Origin of the sequence: Bacteroides sp. B1-V-101 (assembly GCF_023656585.1) — a bacterium.
GTDB lineage: Bacteria > Bacteroidota > Bacteroidia > Bacteroidales > Bacteroidaceae > Bacteroides > Bacteroides thetaiotaomicron.
The window spans coordinates 76,276-97,295 of record NZ_JAMOKH010000024.1; the positions used below are offsets into that span (position 1 = coordinate 76,276).

The 21,020-nt window shown below is 41.4% G+C and carries 19 protein-coding genes and 2 pseudogenes; 19 read left to right on the forward strand and 2 right to left on the reverse strand.

Annotated elements, in window-relative coordinates; genetic code table 11:
• The first annotated feature begins 174 nt into the window (after window positions 1–174).
• The 3 genes from NBH01_RS17420 to uxuA are packed head-to-tail and all read left to right on the forward strand — an operon-like array spanning window position 175 to window position 3,282.
• Window positions 175–1,245 carry a LacI family DNA-binding transcriptional regulator gene (locus NBH01_RS17420; RefSeq protein ID WP_008762342.1) on the forward strand — a complete coding sequence of 357 codons (1,071 nt, stop codon included), beginning with the start codon at window positions 175–177 and terminating at the stop codon, window positions 1,243–1,245.
• Between the two features lie 20 nt (window positions 1,246–1,265).
• On the forward strand, window positions 1,266–2,078 hold the full coding sequence (locus NBH01_RS17425; protein ID WP_225678890.1) for an SDR family oxidoreductase: 813 nt from the start codon (window positions 1,266–1,268) through the stop codon (window positions 2,076–2,078).
• A 34-nt stretch (window positions 2,079–2,112) separates the two neighbouring features.
• On the forward strand, window positions 2,113–3,282 hold the full coding sequence (gene uxuA / locus NBH01_RS17430; RefSeq protein WP_055221034.1) for a mannonate dehydratase: 1,170 nt from the start codon (window positions 2,113–2,115) through the stop codon (window positions 3,280–3,282).
• 104 nt (window positions 3,283–3,386) lie between these two features.
• On the opposite strand, the pseudogene NBH01_RS17435 reads toward uxuA, so the two are convergent.
• A pseudogene (locus NBH01_RS17435) lies at window positions 3,387–3,929 on the reverse strand (3'-5' exonuclease).
• Between the two features lie 99 nt (window positions 3,930–4,028).
• Here NBH01_RS17435 and NBH01_RS17440 point away from each other — a divergent pair.
• Window positions 4,029–4,847, forward strand: a complete 819-nt coding sequence (locus NBH01_RS17440) for a DUF6597 domain-containing transcriptional factor (RefSeq protein ID WP_234119314.1) — start codon at window positions 4,029–4,031, stop codon at window positions 4,845–4,847.
• Window positions 4,848–4,937: 90 nt separating this feature from the next.
• Window positions 4,938–5,354 (forward strand): pyridoxamine 5'-phosphate oxidase family protein, encoded by a 417-nt coding sequence (locus tag NBH01_RS17445; protein ID WP_011107774.1) that lies wholly within the window; start codon window positions 4,938–4,940, stop codon window positions 5,352–5,354.
• A 142-nt stretch (window positions 5,355–5,496) separates the two neighbouring features.
• Here NBH01_RS17445 and NBH01_RS17450 read toward each other — a convergent pair whose 3' ends face one another.
• The gene (locus NBH01_RS17450) at window positions 5,497–5,772 is read right to left on the reverse strand and encodes a putative quinol monooxygenase (RefSeq protein WP_062695920.1); all 276 of its coding nucleotides are present in this window, start codon (window positions 5,770–5,772) and stop codon (window positions 5,497–5,499) included.
• Window positions 5,773–6,167: 395 nt separating this feature from the next.
• Here NBH01_RS17450 and NBH01_RS17455 point away from each other — a divergent pair, with 395 nt between their 5' ends.
• From NBH01_RS17455 to NBH01_RS17515, 14 genes and pseudogenes are all read left to right on the forward strand, one after another.
• Window positions 6,168–7,007, forward strand: a complete 840-nt coding sequence (locus tag NBH01_RS17455) for an RteC domain-containing protein (protein WP_250700203.1) — start codon at window positions 6,168–6,170, stop codon at window positions 7,005–7,007.
• A gap of 62 nt (window positions 7,008–7,069) precedes the next feature.
• On the forward strand, window positions 7,070–7,708 hold the full coding sequence (locus NBH01_RS17460) for a DUF1062 domain-containing protein (RefSeq protein WP_008764864.1): 639 nt from the start codon (window positions 7,070–7,072) through the stop codon (window positions 7,706–7,708).
• A gap of 72 nt (window positions 7,709–7,780) precedes the next feature.
• Complete coding sequence (locus NBH01_RS17465) at window positions 7,781–8,479, forward strand: SIMPL domain-containing protein (RefSeq protein WP_008764865.1); 699 nt, start codon at window positions 7,781–7,783, stop codon at window positions 8,477–8,479.
• 335 nt (window positions 8,480–8,814) lie between these two features.
• Window positions 8,815–9,432 (forward strand): HU family DNA-binding protein, encoded by a 618-nt coding sequence (locus NBH01_RS17470; protein ID WP_022471001.1) that lies wholly within the window; start codon window positions 8,815–8,817, stop codon window positions 9,430–9,432.
• Window positions 9,433–9,509: 77 nt separating this feature from the next.
• Complete coding sequence (locus tag NBH01_RS17475; RefSeq protein WP_225678885.1) at window positions 9,510–11,222, forward strand: PD-(D/E)XK nuclease domain-containing ATP-binding protein; 1,713 nt, start codon at window positions 9,510–9,512, stop codon at window positions 11,220–11,222.
• Between the two features lie 32 nt (window positions 11,223–11,254).
• Window positions 11,255–12,022: a hypothetical protein gene (locus NBH01_RS17480; RefSeq protein WP_225678884.1), complete on the forward strand. Its 768-nt coding sequence runs from the start codon at window positions 11,255–11,257 to the stop codon at window positions 12,020–12,022.
• A 109-nt stretch (window positions 12,023–12,131) separates the two neighbouring features.
• A complete protein-coding gene (locus tag NBH01_RS26700) occupies window positions 12,132–12,446 on the forward strand; it encodes a hypothetical protein (protein WP_309559782.1) in 315 nt (104 codons plus the stop codon).
• An 86-nt stretch (window positions 12,447–12,532) separates the two neighbouring features.
• Window positions 12,533–14,689, forward strand: a pseudogene (locus tag NBH01_RS17485) (TonB-dependent receptor).
• Complete coding sequence (locus NBH01_RS17490) at window positions 14,689–15,183, forward strand: DUF4625 domain-containing protein (RefSeq protein ID WP_008764873.1); 495 nt, start codon at window positions 14,689–14,691, stop codon at window positions 15,181–15,183. Before NBH01_RS17485 ends, NBH01_RS17490 begins: the two are co-directional and overlap by 1 nt.
• 157 nt (window positions 15,184–15,340) lie before the next feature.
• Window positions 15,341–15,937, forward strand: a complete 597-nt coding sequence (gene nrfH, locus NBH01_RS17495; protein ID WP_008764874.1) for a cytochrome c nitrite reductase small subunit — start codon at window positions 15,341–15,343, stop codon at window positions 15,935–15,937.
• A gap of 43 nt (window positions 15,938–15,980) precedes the next feature.
• The gene (gene nrfA, locus NBH01_RS17500; RefSeq protein ID WP_225678882.1) at window positions 15,981–17,462 is read left to right on the forward strand and encodes an ammonia-forming cytochrome c nitrite reductase; all 1,482 of its coding nucleotides are present in this window, start codon (window positions 15,981–15,983) and stop codon (window positions 17,460–17,462) included.
• An 11-nt stretch (window positions 17,463–17,473) separates the two neighbouring features.
• Window positions 17,474–18,709, forward strand: coding sequence for a cytochrome c biogenesis ResB family protein (locus tag NBH01_RS17505; protein WP_225678881.1), 1,236 nt, complete (start codon window positions 17,474–17,476; stop codon window positions 18,707–18,709).
• Window positions 18,706–19,497 (forward strand): cytochrome c biogenesis protein, encoded by a 792-nt coding sequence (locus NBH01_RS17510; protein WP_008764877.1) that lies wholly within the window; start codon window positions 18,706–18,708, stop codon window positions 19,495–19,497. Before NBH01_RS17505 ends, NBH01_RS17510 begins: the two co-directional genes overlap by 4 nt.
• A 7-nt stretch (window positions 19,498–19,504) precedes the next feature.
• Window positions 19,505–20,791, forward strand: coding sequence for an alginate export family protein (locus NBH01_RS17515; RefSeq protein ID WP_011107761.1), 1,287 nt, complete (start codon window positions 19,505–19,507; stop codon window positions 20,789–20,791).
• Window positions 20,792–21,020: the final 229 nt, after the last annotated feature.

Genomic DNA, 21,020 nt, shown 5'->3' on the forward strand with positions numbered 1-21,020 from the left:
TTCCACTCTTTTTCTTATGTTTAACAACATACGTATTACTTGTCTTTCTTTGTTAAATATCTGAATATCATATTTATAGCATTTATATAGTAGAATGTGTGTGCGCACACACTTTTGCTTAATTCAATAATTCATTTTACATTTGTCGTCGAAAAACAAGATACTTATCAGTATATGGACAAAGAATTCTCAAATATTCGTATTGTAGACATCGCCAAGATGGCGGGAGTCTCTGTCGGTACGGTAGACCGGGTGATTCATAATCGTGGACGGGTATCTGAAGAGAACAGGAAGAAAGTCCAGACTATTCTGGAGATGGTTCATTATCAGCCGAATCTGATGGCGCGTTCGTTGGCATCTAAAAAACAATATCATTTTGTGGCAATTACTCCTTCTTTTACGCACGGAGAATATTGGGAAGCTATTTCTGAGGGTATCGATAAGGCGGCTTCAGAGATGGAATCTTATAATATAACGATCACTAAACTCTTTTTCGATCAATACAATAACAAGACATTTGATGATATTGTCCGCAACCTGTTGGATGAAAAAGTAGATGGGGTATTGATTGCAACACTGTTTACCGACTCTGTTATACGGCTTTCGCAAGAGCTTGACAGGAATGAAATTCCCTATGTTTATGTTGACTCCAATATTGAAGGGCAACATCAGTTGGCATATTTCGGAACGGAGTCTTATGATGCCGGAGTGATTGCTGCGCGATTATTGACAGACAAGATTTCTTCGACTTCGGATATTCTGATGGCACGAATTATTCATAGTGGAAAAAACGACTCAAATCAAGGAAAGAACCGGAGAGAAGGCTTTTGTCATTATCTGAAAGAAACAGGATTTACCGGAAATTTGCATGAAGTAGAATTGAAAATCAATGATTCGGTTTACAATTTTATCAAGCTGGACGAAATCTTTGAAGCGAATGCAACTATAGAAGGAGGAATCATCTTTAATTCAACTTGCTATATCTTGGGAAACTACCTAAAAGCAAGAGGAATGCAAAAAGTAAAATTGGTTGGCTACGATCTTATTGAAAGGAATACTCAACTGCTCTCCGATGGTGTTATCACTGCATTAGTTGCACAGCGCCCCGAACGACAAGGATATGATGGCATTAAGTCATTGTGCAATCATTTGCTGTTCAAGCAGAACCCCGAAAAGGTGAACCTGATGCCGATAGATATTCTTCTAAAAGAAAATCTGAAATATTATCTGAACAATAAGTTATAAACCATATAAATAAAAGAACCATGAACGAATTATTTAACGTAAAGGACAAAGTTGTTGTTATCACCGGTGGAGCCGGAATCTTAGGTAAGGGTATCGCTGCATACTTAGCTAAAGAAGGAGCTAAAGTTGTTGTACTCGATAGAAGCGAAGAAGCAGGTAAGGCATTGGTAGAAAGTATCAAAGCTGAAGGAAATGAAGCTATGTTCCTGTATACGGACGTAATGGACAAAGAAGTGCTGGAAGGTAACAAAGTGGAGATCATGAAAGCCTATGGCCGTATTGACGTATTGCTGAACGCTGCTGGAGGTAACATGACGGGCGCAACAATTGCTCCGGACAAAACTTTCTTTGACTTGCAGATTGACGCCTTTAAGAAAGTGGTGGATTTGAATCTGTTTGGTACGGTATTGCCTACAATGGTATTTGCTGAAATCATGGTAGAACAGAAGAAAGGTTCTATCGTAAACTTCTGTTCCGAATCGGCTCTTCGTCCGTTGACACGTGTGGTTGGTTACGGAGCTGCAAAAGCTGCTATTGCTAACTTCACTAAATATATGGCTGGCGAACTGGCTTTGAAATTCGGTAACGGTCTGCGTGTCAATGCTATCGCTCCGGGATTCTTCCTGACTGACCAGAACCGTGCGCTGTTGACAAATCCTGATGGTTCTCTGACTGACCGTTCCAAGACAATTCTTGCTCATACTCCGTTCAATCGTTTCGGTGAACCGGAAGATCTTTACGGAACTATTCATTATCTGATCAGTGATGCTTCTAACTTCGTAACAGGTACAGTAGCTGTTATCGACGGAGGTTTTGACGCATTCTCCATTTAATACCTATTACTTATTACTTAATACTTATCATATTATGTATCTATGTGAACAAACTTGGCGCTGGTATGGTCCGAATGACCCAGTAAGCTTGTGGGATATCAAACAGGCAGGCGCTACCGGTATAGTAAACGCACTTCATCACATTCCGAACGGCGAAGTGTGGACAGTAGAAGAAATCATGAAGCGTAAGCAAATGATTGAAGAAGTGGGTCTGACTTGGTCCGTTGTAGAAAGTGTACCTGTGCACGAACATATCAAAACGCAGACCGGTGATTTCTTGAAATATATTGAAAACTATAAGGAAAGCATCCGTAATCTGGCCAAATGTGGTGTAATGGTAGTTACCTATAACTTCATGCCTGTATTGGACTGGACACGTACGGACCTTGCTTATACAATGCCTGACGGCTCTAAAGCTCTTCGCTTTGAGAGGGCGGCCTTCCTTGCTTTCGACCTCTTTATTCTGAAACGTCCGAATGCGGAGAAAGACTATACTCCGGAAGAAATAGCTAAAGCAAAAGCCCGTTTCGAACAAATGAGTGAAGACGATAAGAAATTGTTGGTTCGTAATATGATTGCTGGACTTCCGGGATCAGAAGAAAGTTTCACTGTAGAACAGTTCCAGGAAGCATTGGATCGTTATAATGATATCGATGCTGAGAAACTTCGTTCTAACTTGATCTTCTTCCTGAAAGAAATTGCGCCTGTGGCTGATGAGGTAGGAGTGAAGCTGGTGATTCATCCGGACGACCCTCCTTATACAATTTTAGGTTTACCGCGTATTCTAAGTACGGAAGAAGACTTTAAAAAACTGATTGAAGCCGTTCCTAACGAATCAAACGGTCTTTGCTTGTGTACAGGTTCTTTCGGTGTACGTGCTGACAATGACCTTGCAGGTATGATGGAGCGTTTTGGCGATCGTGTCAACTTTGTACACTTGCGTAGTACACAGCGTGACGAAGAAGGAAACTTCTATGAAGCTAACCACCTGGAGGGAAATGTAGATATGTACAACGTAATGAAGAGCCTGATTCTTCTGCAACAACGTCGTAAATGTTCTATCGCTATGCGTCCGGACCATGGTCATCAGATGATTGATGATCTGAAGAAGAAAACAAATCCGGGATATTCCTGCTTAGGCCGTCTTCGTGGATTGGCAGAACTTCGCGGTTTGGAAATGGGTATTGCAAAGTCTATTCTATAAGCAGAATTCATAATTAGCAATCTATTTTAAAGACACTACGGCTATTATTGACAGTAATAATAGTGGTAGTGTCTTTTATATTGCTCATTTACGGAGCTTTCGTATTAAAATAAGCTTCCGGTGTGCAAATCAACTTTTGGCTTTTTAGGCTCGGGGATGATGAGCAAGGCTATTTGTGCACAAGCCTCAGCATCGGCGAGAGCATGGTGATGATTGGTTAAATCATATCCGCATCGGGCTGCCACCGTATGTAGCTGATGATTGGGCAACTCTTTTCCAAACACTTTCCGTGAAGTGCGGCAAGTACAATAAAACTTATAATTGGGATAAGTCATTTCGTATAGCTAGTGAACAGCTTTCAGACAGCCCTCATCAAAAGGACTGTTGTGAGCAACAAGCGGAAGACCGTCTATAAGCGGTTTTATTTCTGCCCATACATCAGGAAAATCTTCCGCTTCTTCCGTATCCGCGTAAGTCAGTCCGTGAACTGCTGTTGTCCATTGCGTATAATAGTTGGGGCAAGGACGGATCAGACGATAGATTTTCTTCACGATTTTTCCATTCCTTACGATGACCACCCCTACGCTGCATACGCTGGTGCGCTTTCCGTTGGCTGTTTCAAAGTCGATAGCTGCAAAGTCCTTCATGCGTTTTGCTGTTTTTTGAAACACAAATGTACATGATATTTTTTGCAAAATACATGAATTGGCATTTATTCTCTTTATATTTGCGTATAAAATAGACCGATGTACACAGAATATCAGCCCTCTCGTCTACTCGCTCCCTATATTGATAATTATTGGGAATTTAAGGGAACTCCGGAATATGGTATGCGTATCCATATTTTGCCGGATGGTTGTACCGATTTCATTTTTACGTTGGGAGAAGCAGTGAGTAAGGTAAAAGAAGAAACGCTGCTCATGCAACCTTATCGTTCTTACTTTGTGGGTCCGATGACGAAATATTCGGAGCTTGTCACTTATGCCGAATTCGTTCATCAGTTTGGCGTTCGTTTTCTGCCTTGTGGGTTATCCGGATTTACAAAGCTGCCTTTGCATGAGTTTGCGAATTACAGAATCAGTACGAATGAAATGCAGGCGGTTTTTGACAGTACCTTTATCGAGAGGGTATGTGAGCAGAATGATGTCCGGGGACGGATTCAGGTCGTTGAAGAATATCTCCTGACGTATCTTGCACATAACTATCAGCCTGTTGATTCCCAAGTTGCCGCAGCGGTGAATATAATCAATCAGTCCGGTGGAAAGCGTTCTGTTCGTAGTCTGATGGATGAGGTATGCCTGTGCCAACGTCATTTTGAACGGAAGTTTAAACATAACACCGGATTCACTCCTAAAGAATATAGCCGCATTGTTAAATTCAAGAATGCAGTAGAATTACTGAGAAACACGGCCTCTGTCAACCTGCTGACTACTGCCATCGACGCAGGATATTATGATCTGGCACATTTCTCAAAAGAAATTAAAACATTGTCGGGCAATACTCCTACATCATTTCTTTCACTCACACTTCCAGAGGATATAACGCTGACCTATATCGAACCGTAGAATCCAAGTTAGTAAAAGTCGATTTTTTACAATAGAACGGACATCTGTGCCGTTATCTTTGTGGCGAAATAAAATTAATACAATAAGATTATGTCAACAAAAACTATGAAAGAAAAAGCGGTGGAGTTATTGCAGAAATGCGAAGTTGTCACCCTTGCTTCTGTGAACAAGGAAGGCTATCCCCGTCCTGTGCCAATGAGTAAAATTGCAGCAGAAGGAATTTCCACTATCTGGATGTCCACCGGAGCGGATTCATTGAAGACTATTGATTTTTTATCGAATCCGAAAGCAGGATTATGTTTTCAGGAAAAGGGGGACAGTGTGGCATTGATGGGAGAAGTAGAAGTCGTGACAGACGAAAAACTGAAGCAGGAACTTTGGCAGGACTGGTTTATCGAACACTTTCCCGGTGGTCCTACAGATCCGGGTTATGTATTGCTAAAGTTTACCGCCAATCACGCAACCTACTGGATTGAAGGCACTTTTATTCATAAAAAGCTTGACTAATCTTGATCTGGAGCGATTATAAAATTGACAGGTAACGGTACATTTGTGTACGAAAAAAGAGAAAGACATTCCCAAAGTAAGGACTGTTTTTCTCTTTTATGTTTAGGCTGGAAGACGTGGTTTTCGTCTATCTGACATTCATTTAGAATTCAAACTTTTCCAGTTTCATTTCAGCTAATTCCTGAATGATACCTACGTATTGTGCAAAATGAGCGGTTTTCTCGTGTGCTGCCAATACTTCAGCATTCTGCCATGTTTCGCAAATCATGAAAACATCACGGCGGGTACTGCTTTCAAAAGTATCATAAGCAATGCATCCTTCTTCTTTCAAAGAGCAGGCAGTCAGTTCTTTTGCTGCCTTAATCGCTTTTTCGCGGTTTGTTTCGTTTACACGAACAAAAACATTTAATCTGATCATAGTTCTTTTATTATTTATGTGATTAAAAAGAATGGTTTCATCACTGTGTTTGTGAAGAACCGAAGGCAAAGATAGTATTTTTCTGTAGCTTCCCGCAGGCTGTTTTCAAATTTTCATATAAACTTCATATAATCATAAAAAATCGGTTATATTTGCATCTGAATTCTAAAAGCAACTATTTTGGGCACCATTCTTAAATTTGTTATAGCTTAATATTAGCCTCATAAACCACAGGCTAATTTCTTTCGTTTGAGTACTTCTACTTGAACCGGTTTTTCATTTTATCAATTTTATTATTCACTGCATCGTTTTTTTAAGACGAGTGCAATTTGGTATTCAGGCTTTTAGTCAGACTCCTTATGATGATTCGAAAGCTGTGGGTACATTGAGAATGAATGGAAAATTTCGTAAGAAATAGTAAGCTGAACATAGAAAAAGAAATTAAAAGGATTGAGCAACAGCCGATTGCCCCTCTCGAGCGGATAAAGCAGATAATAGATGTCATACAGACATCACTTACTTTGCTGAAAAGGGCAGTTGCCGAATATCAATTTCAGAACCCTGAAGAAGAAATTCAGTTCTTTAAAGTCTGGAAACCGCAGATTTCCGGCTTGCTGATGTTTTATATCCGTTTATATCAGATTGAAAAGAACCGTGTCGGCAAATCCCTGTCGGCTCAATGCAAATATTTAAAGATGGAACTGGAGAATATACAGAAGTCATTTTTAAATAATAGCTTCTATGATTATTATCGTGCCGGTCAGACCGAACTTGATAACCAATATTTTATCCGTGAGAATTATGATATTCTTTCCGATGTTCATTGTCATTTGCTGGACAGGGACCCTTCTTTTACCACCTTGCACGATTCAAGTGTTGCAATGATTCTGGCGAATAATCATTTGATAGAATATGTATCGGGCGAGATCGATTCGCTGTCAGACAAACTGCATCTTAAATTCACCTCCATAGTAGACAGTAAATTGCTGCAATGGACAGATAGTAAAGTTGCCTTGGTTGAATTCATCTATGCGATCTATGCGGGCAAATGCTTTAATAATGGAAATACCAGTCTGAAAGACATCGCTTTTTGTTGCGAGGTACTTTTCAATATCGAGATTGGGGACTTTTATCGTATCTTCTTGGAAATCAGGAATAGGAAGAAGAACAGGACACAATTTCTTGATAAGTTGAAGGATAAAATACAGAAGATGATGGATGAACTCGACAGATAAATTTCATGCCATCTTGTGACATCTTGTGAATTTTACAAATGGCTTATATCCAACTTTGCTTTATGGATACAACATTTACATGGGAGATAAAGGCAAAGAATTCTCCTTTATTAATTAAGAAATGCAGTCATTGCGATAGTGACCGGTTTTACTGCAGTGATAAGTTTAGAATGAATGCGCAGAAAAAGAACATCGATGTCTGGCTGATATATCGGTGTGTGAAATGCGATAATACATGCAACATTACTTTGCTGTCACGTACCAAACCGGATTTGATAGATAAAGTCCTGTTTCATAGCTTTTCCATGAACGATCGGAAAGCAGCCTGGAAATATGCTTTTTCTGCCGAACTTGCCGGCAGGAATCATTTGAAAACGGATTATGATAGTGTAGAATATGAGGTTATGGATAACTTCTCGAAAGAAGATATAATCCGTATGTCCGATGCAATCATAAAGATTCAAATCAAATGCGAGTTTGAATTTAATTTGAAATTGTCGTCTTTATTAAGAAGGAATTTTCTTCTTTCCAGCACTCAGTTAAGGCGTCTGTTTGAACAGGGAGTGATTTCGCTTCTTTCCGGTAAAGAGCCGCAGAAATACAAAGTAAAGGACGGAGATATCCTGTTGATAGATAAAGAACATTTGCTTGTTATGATGGACTTTGTGGATAGCTTTATGGTAAAAACAGGCATTGATTGATTTTTTATTACTACATTTGTCTGATATGGAACAGGGAATTCAGAAACTAAGTACTATTATAAATTCAGAGATATGAGAAAATTGTTCTTATTAGCTATTGTTTTATGTGTATGGAGTGTCGTTGCCGATGCTCAGGAGAGTGAGGGAAGATATATTGAGGTAACCGGTTCTTCTGAAATAGAAGTTGTTCCGGATGAGATTCATCTTTTGATTCAAATAAAGGAATATTGGAAAGAGGAATTTGTGCCGAAGTCCAAGCCGGAAGATTATAAAACGAAAGTTCCGTTGGAATGGATTGAAAAAGATTTGCGTCGGGTGCTAAGTAGAGCAGGAATTTCGGATGAGGCTATTCGTGTACAGGAAATCGGAGACTATTGGCGTCAGAAAGGAAAAGAATTTCTGATAGGTAAGCAACTGGACATCCGGTTTACTGACTTCGAAAAGATAAATGCCGTTATTAAGAAGATTGATACGAAAGGTATCGAGTCCATGCGTATCGGGGAGCTGAAGCACAAGGATTTGCCGAACTATCGGAAACAAGGTAAGATAGAAGCATTGAAAGCAGCACGTGAAAAGGCATCTTATCTTGTGGAAGCTATGGGACAAAAACTGGGTGAGGTCATTCGTATTGTCGAACCGGCTTCGAGCTATGTAAGTCCTTATTCTCTTTATCAGGCACAGAGTAATGTCAGTATGGGGACAGCTGCCACTGAGCAATATCGCGTTATTAAATTGCGGTATGAGATGACGGCGCGTTTTGCCATTGAGTAATATGGATAAGGCGAAAATGTGTACAAAGGTATTGACTACGCAAACTGGTAGGAATGCTCCATTAGTAAGTTGCTGTTGGGAGATTAAGTTCTTAGTATGGGTTATCTTTTTCTTGCTAAGAATTAAAGTTCGCATTACATAAAACTGTACCTTTGTATGCGATAGACTATTCGTCTGACTATAGTGATACTTGCGTCTGACTGTAGTTGCTCTTTCGTCTAACTATAGTCAGACGAATAATTATATGCAGGCTAAGCATTAAAGAATAGTATATACAGGGCCAAATATTAGGAAAGCAAGCAATAAATATATAAACTGATAAAACAAAGCTAGTAATGAGTACATATTATGATTTATACGAAACGCCAGATGTTCAGAATACAGGAGAGAAACAACCCCTTCATGCCCGCATCGTTCCGAGTGGAACTTATTCGAAAAAAGATTTTATAGAACGCGTATCCCGTCACCAACCTTTCCCGCACAATATAATTGAAGGAGTACTTGGCGCTGTAGTTGATGAACTGGCCGAAGCCTTGGCGGATGGATACATCGTGGAACTGGGCGAACTTGGACATTTCAGCATTTCGTTGAAGTGTACCCATAAAGTGATGACTAAGAAAGAAATTCGTGCCGAGTCTATCCGTTTTGACAATGTTCATTTACGTACTTCCAAAGAATTTAAAAAGAAAATAAAGCGGGAGATAGAACTTGAACGAGTTGAGAACTCCAAAGTAAAAACTCACGATACTAAAATATCCATTGAAGACCGTCTCCAAATGTTGCAGGAATTTCTGAAGAAGAACGGAGGAATCACGCGTATAGAATATAGCAGACTGACTGGACTCCCCCGATTGAAAGCAATTGATGATTTGAATACTTTCATCAAGGAGGGGACTCTTCGCAAGAGGGGAGCAGGACGAACTGTCTTTTATGTGTGGAAACAGGAAGAATGATATTATAACAGAAAACCATCTTTCTTTTTGCTAACAATTTTGTATCTTTGTGTGTATATAGATAAAATAGTGAGATTATGGCAAAAATAACAATACCTTATGCAGTAGCTGATTTCATAGAAATGCGTGAACGTGGGTTCTATTATGTGGATAAGACAGACTATATTTCGAAATTAGAGGAATATAAGGCTCCTGTGTTTCTTCGTCCCCGCCGTTTTGGCAAGAGCTTGTTGGTTTCTACTTTAGCTTGCTATTATGATCGTACCAAAGCACATCGGTTTGAAGAACTGTTTGGAGGTACTTGGATTGGTAGTCATCCAACGAAAGAACATAATCAATATATGATTATTCGCTATGATTTTTCAAAAATGGTGATGGCGAATAGTATAGAGGGATTGGCGCAGAACTTCAATGATTTAAACTGCGGTCCGGTAGATCTTATGGTCGAACATAACAGAGATTTATTCGGTGATTTTCAGTTTACCACTCGTGGAGATGCTTCCAAAATGCTGGAAGAGGTGCTCAATTATGCCCGTTCCCATGGCTTTCCTAAAGTTTATATATTGATTGACGAATACGATAACTTTACCAACCAATTACTTACAGCATATAATGACCCGCTTTATGAGGAAGTGACAACCAATGATAGTTTCTTGCGTACTTTCTTTAAAGTAATAAAGGCTGGTATCGGTGAAGGCAGCATTCGTACTTGTTTTTGTACGGGGGTGTTACCTGTTACGATGGATGACTTGACTAGCGGATACAATATAGCAGAGATACTTACTTTGGAACCGGGTTTTATGAATATGCTCGGATTTACGTATGAAGAAACAGAAGTTTATTTGCGCTACGTGCTTGATAAGTATTCTACAGGACAGGACCGCTATAATGAAATTTGGCAACTGATTGTGAGTAATTATGACGGATACCGTTTCCGCCCTAATGGAGACCGGTTATTCAATGCTACCATTCTTACTTATTTTTTCAAGAAATTTGCAGCCAATGCGGGTAGTATTCCTGATGAACTGGTGGATGAAAACTTGCGAACGGATATTAATTGGATTCGTCGGCTTACTCTTTCGTTAGATAATGCGAAGGCAATGCTCGATGCATTGGTTATTGATGACGAATTGTCTTATAATGTAGCTGATCTTTCCAGTAAGTTCAATAAGAAGAAGTTTTTTAATAAAGATTTTTATCCTGTTAGTTTGTTCTATTTGGGAATGACAACGTTGAAAAATAGTTATCGTATGGTACTACCTAATATGACTATGCGTAGTGTCTATATGGATTATTATAACCAATTAAACCGGATTGAAGGAAATGCACAACGCTATGTGCCTACTTATGAACGTTATGATGCCGACCGCCGTTTGGAACCCCTAGTACAAAACTACTTTGAACAATATTTGGGACAATTCCCTGCACAGGTATTTGATAAGATGAATGAAAATTTTATTCGCTGTTCTTTTTATGAACTGGTGTCGCGTTACTTAAGCAGCTGTTATACATTTGCTATAGAGCAGAATAATTCGGTAGGACGTTCGGATTTTGAAATGACAGGTATTCCCGGTACAGATTATTACACAGACGACCGTGTGGTTGAGTTTAAGTATTATCGTGCAAAAGAGGCTGAAAAAATGCTGACACTTACTGAACCGCTTGCGGAACATATAGTGCAGGTCAAGAAATACGGAGAAGATACAAAAAGAAAATTCCCTAACTATCATGTACGGACTTATGTGGTATATATTTGTGCAAACAAAGGATGGAAGTGTTGGGAAGTATAGATTTTAGGGACAGACATCACAAAAATACAAATATGAAAACAAAGAAATTATTAGGAATATTTTTTCTATTCCTTTGCACAATTACCCTTGTAAGTTGTGGAGACGATGAAAAGCAAGAAATATATTCTCTGTCCTTTGAGAAAGGATATTATGAGCGTCCTTTGTTGGGAGCAAAAAATATCCCCGTCAGAGGTGGTAACAGAGACTATACCGTAACCGTTCAAAATACAGATGTTTTAAGCATAGATATTGATTTATCAAGTCCGATAGATATGGGTAATTTAGTTGTGAAACCCAAACAAAAAGGAGAAACCACCATTACTGTCAAGGATAATGTAACTAACGAAACGGTTGATTTAAAAATAAAAATAGTCGATAGTTATTTGAACCTGAAAGTTGCACATCCTGCACAAGTACCCTACACCGGAGGTGAAAATCTATTTTTTATAAATAATTCAGATAGGGATTTTTATCTTTTCGATGAGAAAATGGAAAAGAAAGAATGTACTGGAAATTACCAGTTTCTTATTAAAAACAGTACTTGTTATATGATATTGAATTTTGATAAGGAGCTGAACGATAAAAGAACCTATGAATACAATATATCTAATACATCAGAACGTATGTTTACTCTTATAGAAATATTGTTAGGTATTGACTGGAATATGAAAGCTGATTTAATTAATAGATCAACAAAGTCAGCATCTCCTGTGACAATGAATGCGGTAGATACAGAAACAAATATAATTCAGTATTTTGTGGCAGGCTCAAACGATATACCTGAAAATATATTGGATTAGAATCGGTTATTACTATTCTTTTAATAACACATATTAAGTCAGATAATTTGCGCCGTCTGTTTCATACGAGTATCTTTGCCTCACTATTCTGTTAAAACGATAGGGGAGAATGTATCACAAGAGAAAAATAAGAGCATACATAGCATGGATGTTATTCATGACATTCATTCCCTTCTTTGTAGTGAAAACCTTTCACTATCATGGAAGTGAAGATGAAACGTCATGCTCTCATGCCGAACATTCCCGGAGTCATGCCGAGGATTGTGCCATATGTAAATACTCCCTTTCTCTCTTTACAGAACCTCAATTTTTAGAATTTCATTGTACATTAACGCTCGTTCCTTACGAGCCGGTTATTTATCAGAATAAGGTTGTCTGCAAACGAACTTATTCGCATCACCTACGCGCGCCTCCTGCCGCATAATTACATATTCATATTTTCTAGGAAGACAGGTTCATTGTAACTTGTCCCCACATTCATTTTACACATTATATAAAAGATTGTAATTGATGCGTATCGGAATTATTTCGGGCGTAATAGGGGTGTTTGTAACCTTATCCGTCCACGCACAGAAGTCCGATTCAATCAAGAGTATGCTTTTACCTGATGTTGTTGTGACCGAGTCATACCAACAGCGTCAAGCCAAGAAGTCTGCACTTACGGTTGAAGTGATAGAACAGGATTTTATGCGCAAACATTTTACGGGAAACTTCATGCAGGCAATGGAGAACATTCCCGGAGTACAAGCTATGGATATAGGCTCCGGCTTCTCCAAACCGATGATTCGGGGGATGGGATTCAACCGGATAGCCGTACTGGAAAACGGAATCAAGCAGGAAGGCCAGCAATGGGGAGCCGACCACGGACTGGAACTGGATGCCTTTAATATCGAGGCAGTCAATGTATTGAAAGGTCCTTCCTCACTGCTTTACGGCAGTGATGCCATGGGTGGAGTGATTGATATAGCCTCTCCTCCCATACCTTCTGCGAATATGCTCTTCGGCGATGTCACCCTATTGGGTAAATCCGTCAACGAAACACTGGCAGGTTCGCTGATGCTGGGACTTAAAAAGAATGCCTGGTATGCGCAAATCCGTTATTCCGAACAGCACTTCGGTGATTACCGCATCCCTACGGATACCATTGTCTACCTGACTCAGAAAATGCCTGTCTATGGGCGTAAACTGAAAAATACGGCAGGAGTGGAACGCAATATCGGCCTTTTCACCCAATATCAGCGAAAAGGCTATAAAGCAGACTATTCCATCAGTAATGTCTATCAGAAGACGGGCTTCTTTCCGGGCGCACACGGTGTCCCCGACGCATCGCGCGTAGAAGATGACGGAGACAGCCGGAATATCGAGTTGCCTTACAGTAAGGTAAATCATCTGAAAGTAACCACACATCAGCAATATGCTTGGGAGAGACTGATCCTGTCCGGTGATTTGGGATTTCAGAATAACCATCGGGAGGAATGGAGTGCTTTTCATACTCATTACGGCTCCCAGCCTGCGCCGGAGAAGGACCCGGACAAAGAACTGGCTTTCGATCTGAACACATACAGTGCTTCGGTAAAAGCCCGTTTTATTGGCTCTTCTTCATGAGAGCATACGTTGGGGTGGGATGGGCAACATCAGCAGAACGACATTTCCGGCTATTCATTCTTGTTGCCGGAGTACCATCGTTCTACTACCGGATTGCTCTGGCTTACGACGTATAAGCCTAATAACATTCTCTCTGTCAGTGGAGGCGTGCGATATGATTATGGTTATATTGGCATCTCTCCGCATGAGGACGTTTATCTGGCGGATTACCTTCGGAGGCAAGGATATGATGATGAACAAGTAGAGTCCTATAAATGGAACAGTCATGCTGTCCGAAAGCATTTCGGTGACTATTCCTTTTCTTTGGGACTGGTATGGACACCCTCCGTTCAGCACATGGTGAAAGTGAACATCGGACGTAGCTTCCGCCTCTCCGGAGCCAATGAACTGGCTGCTAACGGCGTACATCACGGCACTTTCCGTCACGAGCAGGGAGATGCTTCTCTGAAATCCGAGCAAGGATGGCAGATGGATGCTTCCTACAACCTGCGATATCACGGACTTTCCGTTTCCGTGTCTCCTTTTGTCAGTTGGTTCAGTAACTACATCTTCCTGCGTCCCACGGGTGAATGGTCGGTTCTGCCGCATGCCGGACAGATTTACCGCTACACGGGAGCCGAAGCACTGTTTGCCGGAACGGAGGCTACGATAGACATTAACTTTCTGCGTCACTTCAATTACCGTATCTCCGGAGAATACGTTTACACCTACAACTGTGACGAGCATATTCCGTTAAGTTTTTCTCCGCCGTTCGGTATGCGGAATACGTTGACATGGCAAAGAAAACACTGTATGCTTTATGCGGAGTGGCAACTTATTGCCCGTCAGAACCGTGTAGACCGTAATGAGGACCGTACACCGGGGGCCAACCTGTTTCATTTGGGTGGCTCGCTGAATATTCCGGTTGGCAGGACTAACGAGATAGAAATAACCCTGACCGCCCGTAATATCTTCAATACCAGATATTACAATCATCTTAGTTTTTACAGGAAAGTAGAAATTCCAGAACCGGGACGAAACTTCCAATTATTAATCAAAATTCCATTTAAAAAATTACTGTAATGAAAACAAAACTTTACCTCCCGATCATCAGCCTTCTGGCAATGTCTGTATTTGCATTTATTTCTTGTGACGATTCGGATAGCGATACCACCAAACCGGTGATTGAACTGAGCGAACCGGAAGAAGGGCAAGAACTGAAAATTGGCGACGAGCACGGAGTACATTTTGAAATGGATCTGTCGGACGACGTCATGTTAAAGTCTTATATGATTGAAATACATAGTAATTTCGACCACCATTCGCATGGAAAGAGCAGGGCTGCCGCTACGGACGAAGCCACTGTCGATTTCAGTTTCAACAGGTCTTATGATATCTCCGGAAAGAAAACGGCGCACATCCATCATCACGATATTATAATTCCGGCCAATGCTACTCCGGGCGATTATCATCTGATGGTTTATTGCACGGATGCCGCAGGAAACGAAACCTACATTGCGCGCAATATTGTACTGAGCACTACCGCCGAAGAGGACGATCATCATCACGATGAATAACTGAAAGAGCCTGCCTGCCATGCAAAACGGGGGGCGGGATGGAGTATCTTTTTTCTCTTATTAATCAGTGTTCGTATAATTTTCTTTAAAAGGTGTAATAGTTATTACACCTTTTGTGTTTTCAAAGCTTTACTTTTGTGAAAAATACTTTTTCACTATGATGAAGTTACCATTTATAAACCGAATTTTTCCTTCGTACAGATCAAGGATAGTAGCCGTTATCATTGGCGGTATTATTGTAGGCGGAGGAGCTTTATTTATGTATATGCTTCGGGCACATACGTATCTGGGCGATGATCCGGCAGCGTGTGTGAATTGTCACATCATGTCTCCTTATTATGCTACATGGTTTCACAGTTCACATGCACGGGATGCTACCTGTAACGATTGCCATGTTCCTCACGAGAACATTGTAAAGAAATGGACATTCAAAGGAATGGATGGTATGAAGCACGTAGCTGCATTTCTCGCCAAAAGCGAGCCACAGGTGATACAGGCCCACGAGGCCAGTTCGCAGGTGATTATGAATAACTGTATCCGTTGCCATACGCAACTGAATACGGAGTTTGTAAAAACAGGAAAGATAGATTATATGATGTCTATGGTGGGAGAAGGAAAGGCTTGCTGGGACTGTCATCGGGATGTACCTCATGGTGGTAAGAATTCGCTGTCCGCTACTCCGGCAGCTATCGTCCCTCTTCCCGAATCACCCGTACCGGAATGGCTTCGGAAGATGGTTAATAATAAGGAATAAGCATATGCATAACTACGTAATAAAATAATAAAACCGATATACAATGGAAAAGAAATTAAAATCATGGCAAGGATGGCTGTTGTTCGGAGGTTCAATGGTCGTTGTTTTTGTTTTAGGATTATGTGTTTCTGCGTTGATGGAGAGGAGGGCGGAAGTCGCCAGTATCTTTAATAACCGCAAAACTGTCATTAAAGGTATTGAAGCACGCAACGAACTGTTTAAAGATAATTTTCCCCGCGAATATCAGACTTGGACGGAAACGGCAAAGACTGATTTTGAAAGTGAGTTTAATGGCAATGTCGCTGTTGATGCTTTGGAAAAACGTCCGGAAATGGTTATTCTGTGGGCAGGATATGCATTTTCAAAAGACTATTCCACTCCGCGCGGACATATGCATGCTATCGAGGATATCACGGCGTCACTTCGTACCGGTTCTCCTGCAGGTCCGCACGATGGTCCTCAGCCTTCTACTTGCTGGACTTGTAAGAGTCCGGATGTTCCCCGCATGATGGAAGCATTGGGAGTCGATTCTTTCTATAATAACAAATGGGCTGCCTTTGGTGATGAAATCGTGAATCCGATCGGCTGTTCCGACTGCCACGATCCGGAAACAATGAATCTTCATATCAGCCGTCCGGCATTGATTGAAGCTTTCCAGCGTCAGGGAAAAGATATCACAAAAGCTACTCCACAGGAAATGCGTTCATTGGTCTGTGCGCAGTGCCACGTAGAATATTACTTTAAGGGTGACGGTAAATATTTGACTTTCCCGTGGGATAAAGGTTTCACTGTAGAAGACATGGAAGCATATTATGATGAGGCAGGTTTCTATGATTACATTCATAAGTTAAGCCGTACTCCGATCTTGAAAGCCCAGCATCCCGACTATGAAATTGCTCAGATGGGTATTCACGGACAAAGGGGCGTTTCTTGTGCCGATTGTCATATGCCTTATAAGAGCGAAGGGGGAGTGAAATTCAGTGACCATCACATTCAGAGCCCATTGGCAATGATTGACCGCACTTGTCAGACTTGTCATCGTGAGAGTGAAGAAACATTACGTAACAATGTGTACGAGCGTCAGCGCAAGGCAAATGAAATCCGTAACCGTCTGGAACAGGAACTGGCAAAGGCGCATATCGAAGCAAAATTTGCCTGGGATAAGGGTGCTACAGAAGATCAGATGAAAGATGTGCTTGCATTGATTCGTCAGGCACAATGGCGTTGGGACTTCGGTGTGGCATCACATGGAGGTTCTTTCCATGCACCGCAGGAGATTCAGAGAATTCTTTCTCATGGTCTGGACCGTGCTATGCAGGCTCGTCTGACTGTATCCAAAGTTTTAGCGAAGCATGGGTATACGGAAGACGTTCCGATGCCGGACATTTCAACGAAGGCCAAAGCACAGGAATATATCGGTCTTGATATGGATGCTGAAAGAGCTGCTAAGGAGAAATTCCTGAAAACGACCGTTCCGGCATGGCTGGAGAAGGCAAAGGCAAACGGACGTCTGGCACAAAAGTAAAATAGGGATATATGTGGAGCAAACCGTGGAGTTATAAAGAAGGGCTGGTGATTGGTGCGGGATTATTGGTGATAGGTATTTTGCTGCAAATGGCAGTGGGAGCCATCAACTGGGGCCTGTTTGCCTGTCCGGTCAATGTGATTGTGTTAGTGGTTTATATCATAGCGCTGGTAGTCATGCACCTTCTTCGTAAACGTGTGTATCTGTTTGGATGGTTGAGCCATTATTCCGCTGCCGTTTCTTCCCTGGTATGGGTAGTCGGCATGACGGTGATCATGGGACTTATCCGGCAGGCTCCTTCCGGTTATGCTTCCAATGATATACTGGGATTTTCGCAGATGATTTCGTCCTGGACTTTCGTCCTGCTTTACTTTTGGATGGTCACTGCATTGGGATTGACCATACTCCGTGCCAGCTTTCCATTCAGGATTGGCAGACTATCCTTTCTTCTCAATCACGTAGGATTGTTCGTGGCATTGATTACGGCTACTTTGGGAAATGCCGATATGCAACGCTTGAAGATGACTACCCGAATGGGAAACGCGGAATGGAGGGCTACCGATGATAAAGGAAAATTGATAGAACTTCCGTTGGCTATCGAACTGAAGGATTTTACGATTGATGAATATCCTCCGAAACTGATGCTGATTGACAATGAAACGGGGGGAGTACTCCCCGAAAAGTCTCCTGTGCATTTACTGCTTGAAGACGGAGTTTCCGAGGGCAGTCTGCTGGATTGGGACTTGTTTGTCGAGCAGTCTATTCCGATGGCTGCCTCCGTAGCTACAGAAGACACACTGAAATTTACAGATTTCCATTCGATGGGAGCGACATATGCAGTGCATCTGAAGGCCGTCAACCGAAAGAACCAACAGACGAAAGAAGGCTGGGTGAGCTGTGGTAGTTTTCTCTTTCCTTATAAGGCATTGCGTCTCGACTCTCTGACGAGTCTGGTGATGCCGGAACGGGAACCGCAACGTTTTGCTTCGGAAGTAAAAGTCTACACACAGGAAGGAACGATAACGGAAAGTACGATTGAAGTAAATCGTCCGATGGAGATAGCAGGATGGAAAATTTATCAGCTTAGCTATGATGAGTCGAAAGGTCGCTGGAGCGATATCAGTGTCTTTGAGCTGGTTCGCGACCCGTGGTTGCCTGTAGTATATGCAGGGATCATCATGATGATGCTCGGAGCAATTTGTCTGTTTGTCAATGCACAAAAGAGGAAAGAGGAGGACAAGGAATGAGTTGGGAACATTTTATATGGTTTGCGATAGCCGCATTGATTTGCTGGAGCTTGGGCGCGTTTGCTGCCTGGAAAGGAAAGAAGCCGGTATGGACCTATGGATTTACCTTGTTGGGGCTGGTCATCTTTTTCAGTTTTATCCTCGGTATGTGGATTTCTCTGGAACGTCCTCCGATGCGGACGATGGGAGAGACACGTCTGTGGTATTCTTTCTTCCTTCCATTGGCTGGTTTGATAACGTACGTGCGTTGGAAATATAAATGGATTCTTAGTTTCAGTTGCATTCTCTCACTGGTATTTATCTGTATCAATATCTTTAAACCGGAGATTCACAATAAAACGCTGATGCCTGCTTTGCAAAGTCCGTGGTTTGCCCCTCATGTCATAGTGTATATGTTTGCTTATGCGATGTTGGGAGCTGCGGTGGTCATGGCTGTCTATCTGCTTTGGTTCAAAAAGAAGGATATTGAACGGAAAGAGATGGACTTATGCGATAACCTGACTTATGTGGGCTTGGCATTTATGACATTGGGAATGCTGACGGGAGCTATCTGGGCGAAAGAAGCGTGGGGGCACTACTGGGCTTGGGACCCGAAAGAGACATGGGCGGCAGCTACTTGGTTCTCCTATCTGGTATATATCCATTTCAGGCTGGGCAGACCGTTGAAGAGTCGTCCGGCATTAGTCATTCTGTTAGTATCATTTGTCTTATTACAAATGTGTTGGTATGGAATCAATTACCTTCCATCGGCACAAGGAGTTAGTGTACATACTTATAACTTAAATTGAAATATCAATGAAAACATTTTATTGGTCATTCGTTCTTATGCTATTGCCAAGCATGGCATACACACAAACTACGGAGAAGGAAAATGAATTTTCGATGTCTATGCAAATCAGACCTCGTGCGGAGTATCGAAACGGTGCTTTAGTCCCTCGCAATGAAGGGCAGAAGGCTGCATCATTCATTAATAACCGTGCCCGTTTGTCACTGGACTACAAGCGTTCGGACCTTGAAATCAAGATGTCGGCACAGCATGTCGGAGTATGGGGGCAAGATCCGCAGATTGACAAGAATGGTCGCTTTATCTTGAATGAGGCATGGGCAAAGCTGGATTTTGGAAAAGGCTTCTTTGCACAGTTAGGTCGTCAGACGTTAGTTTATGATGATGAACGTATTTTGGGCGGACTGGACTGGAATGTGGCAGGCCGTTATCATGATGCGTTGAAACTGGGATATGCCAATAAGAATAATGAAATACATGCTATTCTGGCTTTCAACCAGAATGATGAAAAAACGGCAGGTGGTACTTATTACAATTCTTCTATTGGTCAGCCTTACAAGAATATGCAGACTGTGTGGTATCACTATAAAGCAGATAAGATTCCGTTCGGGGCTTCTTTACTGTTTATGAATTTAGGGTTAGAGACAGGGAATCAGCTCACTCAAGATTCTCATACCCGCTACTTGCAAACGATGGGAACTTATCTTACATATAAAAATAGCGGATGGAACTTGGATGGCGCTTTCTACTACCAAACAGGTAAGAACAAGGATGCCGAGAGTGTTTCTGCTTTCATGGCAAGTGCTACGGCAGCTTATGCGTTCAATAAAACATGGGGAATGGTTGTAAGCTTTGATTATTTGAGCGGAAATGAAGAAGGTAGTAGTAAATTTAAGGCTTTTGACCCTCTTTATGGGACGCATCATAAATTCTATGGCAGCATGGATTATTTCTACGCTTCTGCATTCAACAAAGGATTTGCTCCCGGATTAATAGATGGTCGTCTTGGGGCTCGTTTTCGTGCATCTGCCAAGGTAGATATGGAACTCAATTATCATTATTTTGCTACTGCTACTGAAGTAGATTTTAAAGAAGATTTGAAGAAGTCACTCGGTTCGGAAGTTGACTATCAGATCAATTGGTCCGTAATGAAAGATGTGAAACTCTCTGCCGGTTATTCTTTTATGCTTGGAACGAAGACGATGGATGCTGTGAAAGGCGGAAATCATAAGAGTTGGCAAGACTGGGGATGGGTATCTGTCAATATCAACCCGAAAGTGTTTTTTACAAAATGGTAATTGAAACCTAGCTAGGATTCAGATTAAACCGTTGATAGAATATATAAGAAGGTGTGTCAAAAGTAACTAAACTCTCCTCCTTCAGGAATGAGGGGAGTTTAGTTACTTTTGACACATTTACATTTGCAGTATTAAATATCACAACAAAATATAAGTGTATATTTGAAAAGTAGAGTTGCAGTGAACTAACTTTGACACTAGTCTTAAATGACTATAGGCTGAATCAGAC

Coding starts and splice junctions, on each gene's coding strand:
- uxuA (WP_055221034.1), top strand. CDS start 2,113: ATGTATCTATGTGAACAAACTTGGCGCTGGTATGGTCCGAATGACCCA.
- NBH01_RS17445 (WP_011107774.1), top strand. CDS start 4,938: ATGTCAACAAAAACTATGAAAGAAAAAGCGGTGGAGTTATTGCAGAAA.
- nrfH (WP_008764874.1), top strand. CDS start 15,341: ATGATGAAGTTACCATTTATAAACCGAATTTTTCCTTCGTACAGATCA.
- nrfA (WP_225678882.1), top strand. CDS start 15,981: ATGGAAAAGAAATTAAAATCATGGCAAGGATGGCTGTTGTTCGGAGGT.
- NBH01_RS17480 (WP_225678884.1), top strand. CDS start 11,255: ATGAAAACAAAGAAATTATTAGGAATATTTTTTCTATTCCTTTGCACA.
- NBH01_RS17470 (WP_022471001.1), top strand. CDS start 8,815: ATGAGTACATATTATGATTTATACGAAACGCCAGATGTTCAGAATACA.
- NBH01_RS17440 (WP_234119314.1), top strand. CDS start 4,029: ATGTACACAGAATATCAGCCCTCTCGTCTACTCGCTCCCTATATTGAT.
- NBH01_RS17425 (WP_225678890.1), top strand. CDS start 1,266: ATGAACGAATTATTTAACGTAAAGGACAAAGTTGTTGTTATCACCGGT.
- NBH01_RS17455 (WP_250700203.1), top strand. CDS start 6,168: ATGGAAAATTTCGTAAGAAATAGTAAGCTGAACATAGAAAAAGAAATT.
- NBH01_RS17505 (WP_225678881.1), top strand. CDS start 17,474: ATGTGGAGCAAACCGTGGAGTTATAAAGAAGGGCTGGTGATTGGTGCG.
- NBH01_RS17420 (WP_008762342.1), top strand. CDS start 175: ATGGACAAAGAATTCTCAAATATTCGTATTGTAGACATCGCCAAGATG.
- NBH01_RS17510 (WP_008764877.1), top strand. CDS start 18,706: ATGAGTTGGGAACATTTTATATGGTTTGCGATAGCCGCATTGATTTGC.
- NBH01_RS17450 (WP_062695920.1), bottom strand. CDS start 5,772: ATGATCAGATTAAATGTTTTTGTTCGTGTAAACGAAACAAACCGCGAA.
- NBH01_RS17475 (WP_225678885.1), top strand. CDS start 9,510: ATGGCAAAAATAACAATACCTTATGCAGTAGCTGATTTCATAGAAATG.
- NBH01_RS17490 (WP_008764873.1), top strand. CDS start 14,689: ATGAAAACAAAACTTTACCTCCCGATCATCAGCCTTCTGGCAATGTCT.
- NBH01_RS17465 (WP_008764865.1), top strand. CDS start 7,781: ATGAGAAAATTGTTCTTATTAGCTATTGTTTTATGTGTATGGAGTGTC.
- NBH01_RS26700 (WP_309559782.1), top strand. CDS start 12,132: ATGTATCACAAGAGAAAAATAAGAGCATACATAGCATGGATGTTATTC.
- NBH01_RS17515 (WP_011107761.1), top strand. CDS start 19,505: ATGAAAACATTTTATTGGTCATTCGTTCTTATGCTATTGCCAAGCATG.
- NBH01_RS17460 (WP_008764864.1), top strand. CDS start 7,070: ATGGATACAACATTTACATGGGAGATAAAGGCAAAGAATTCTCCTTTA.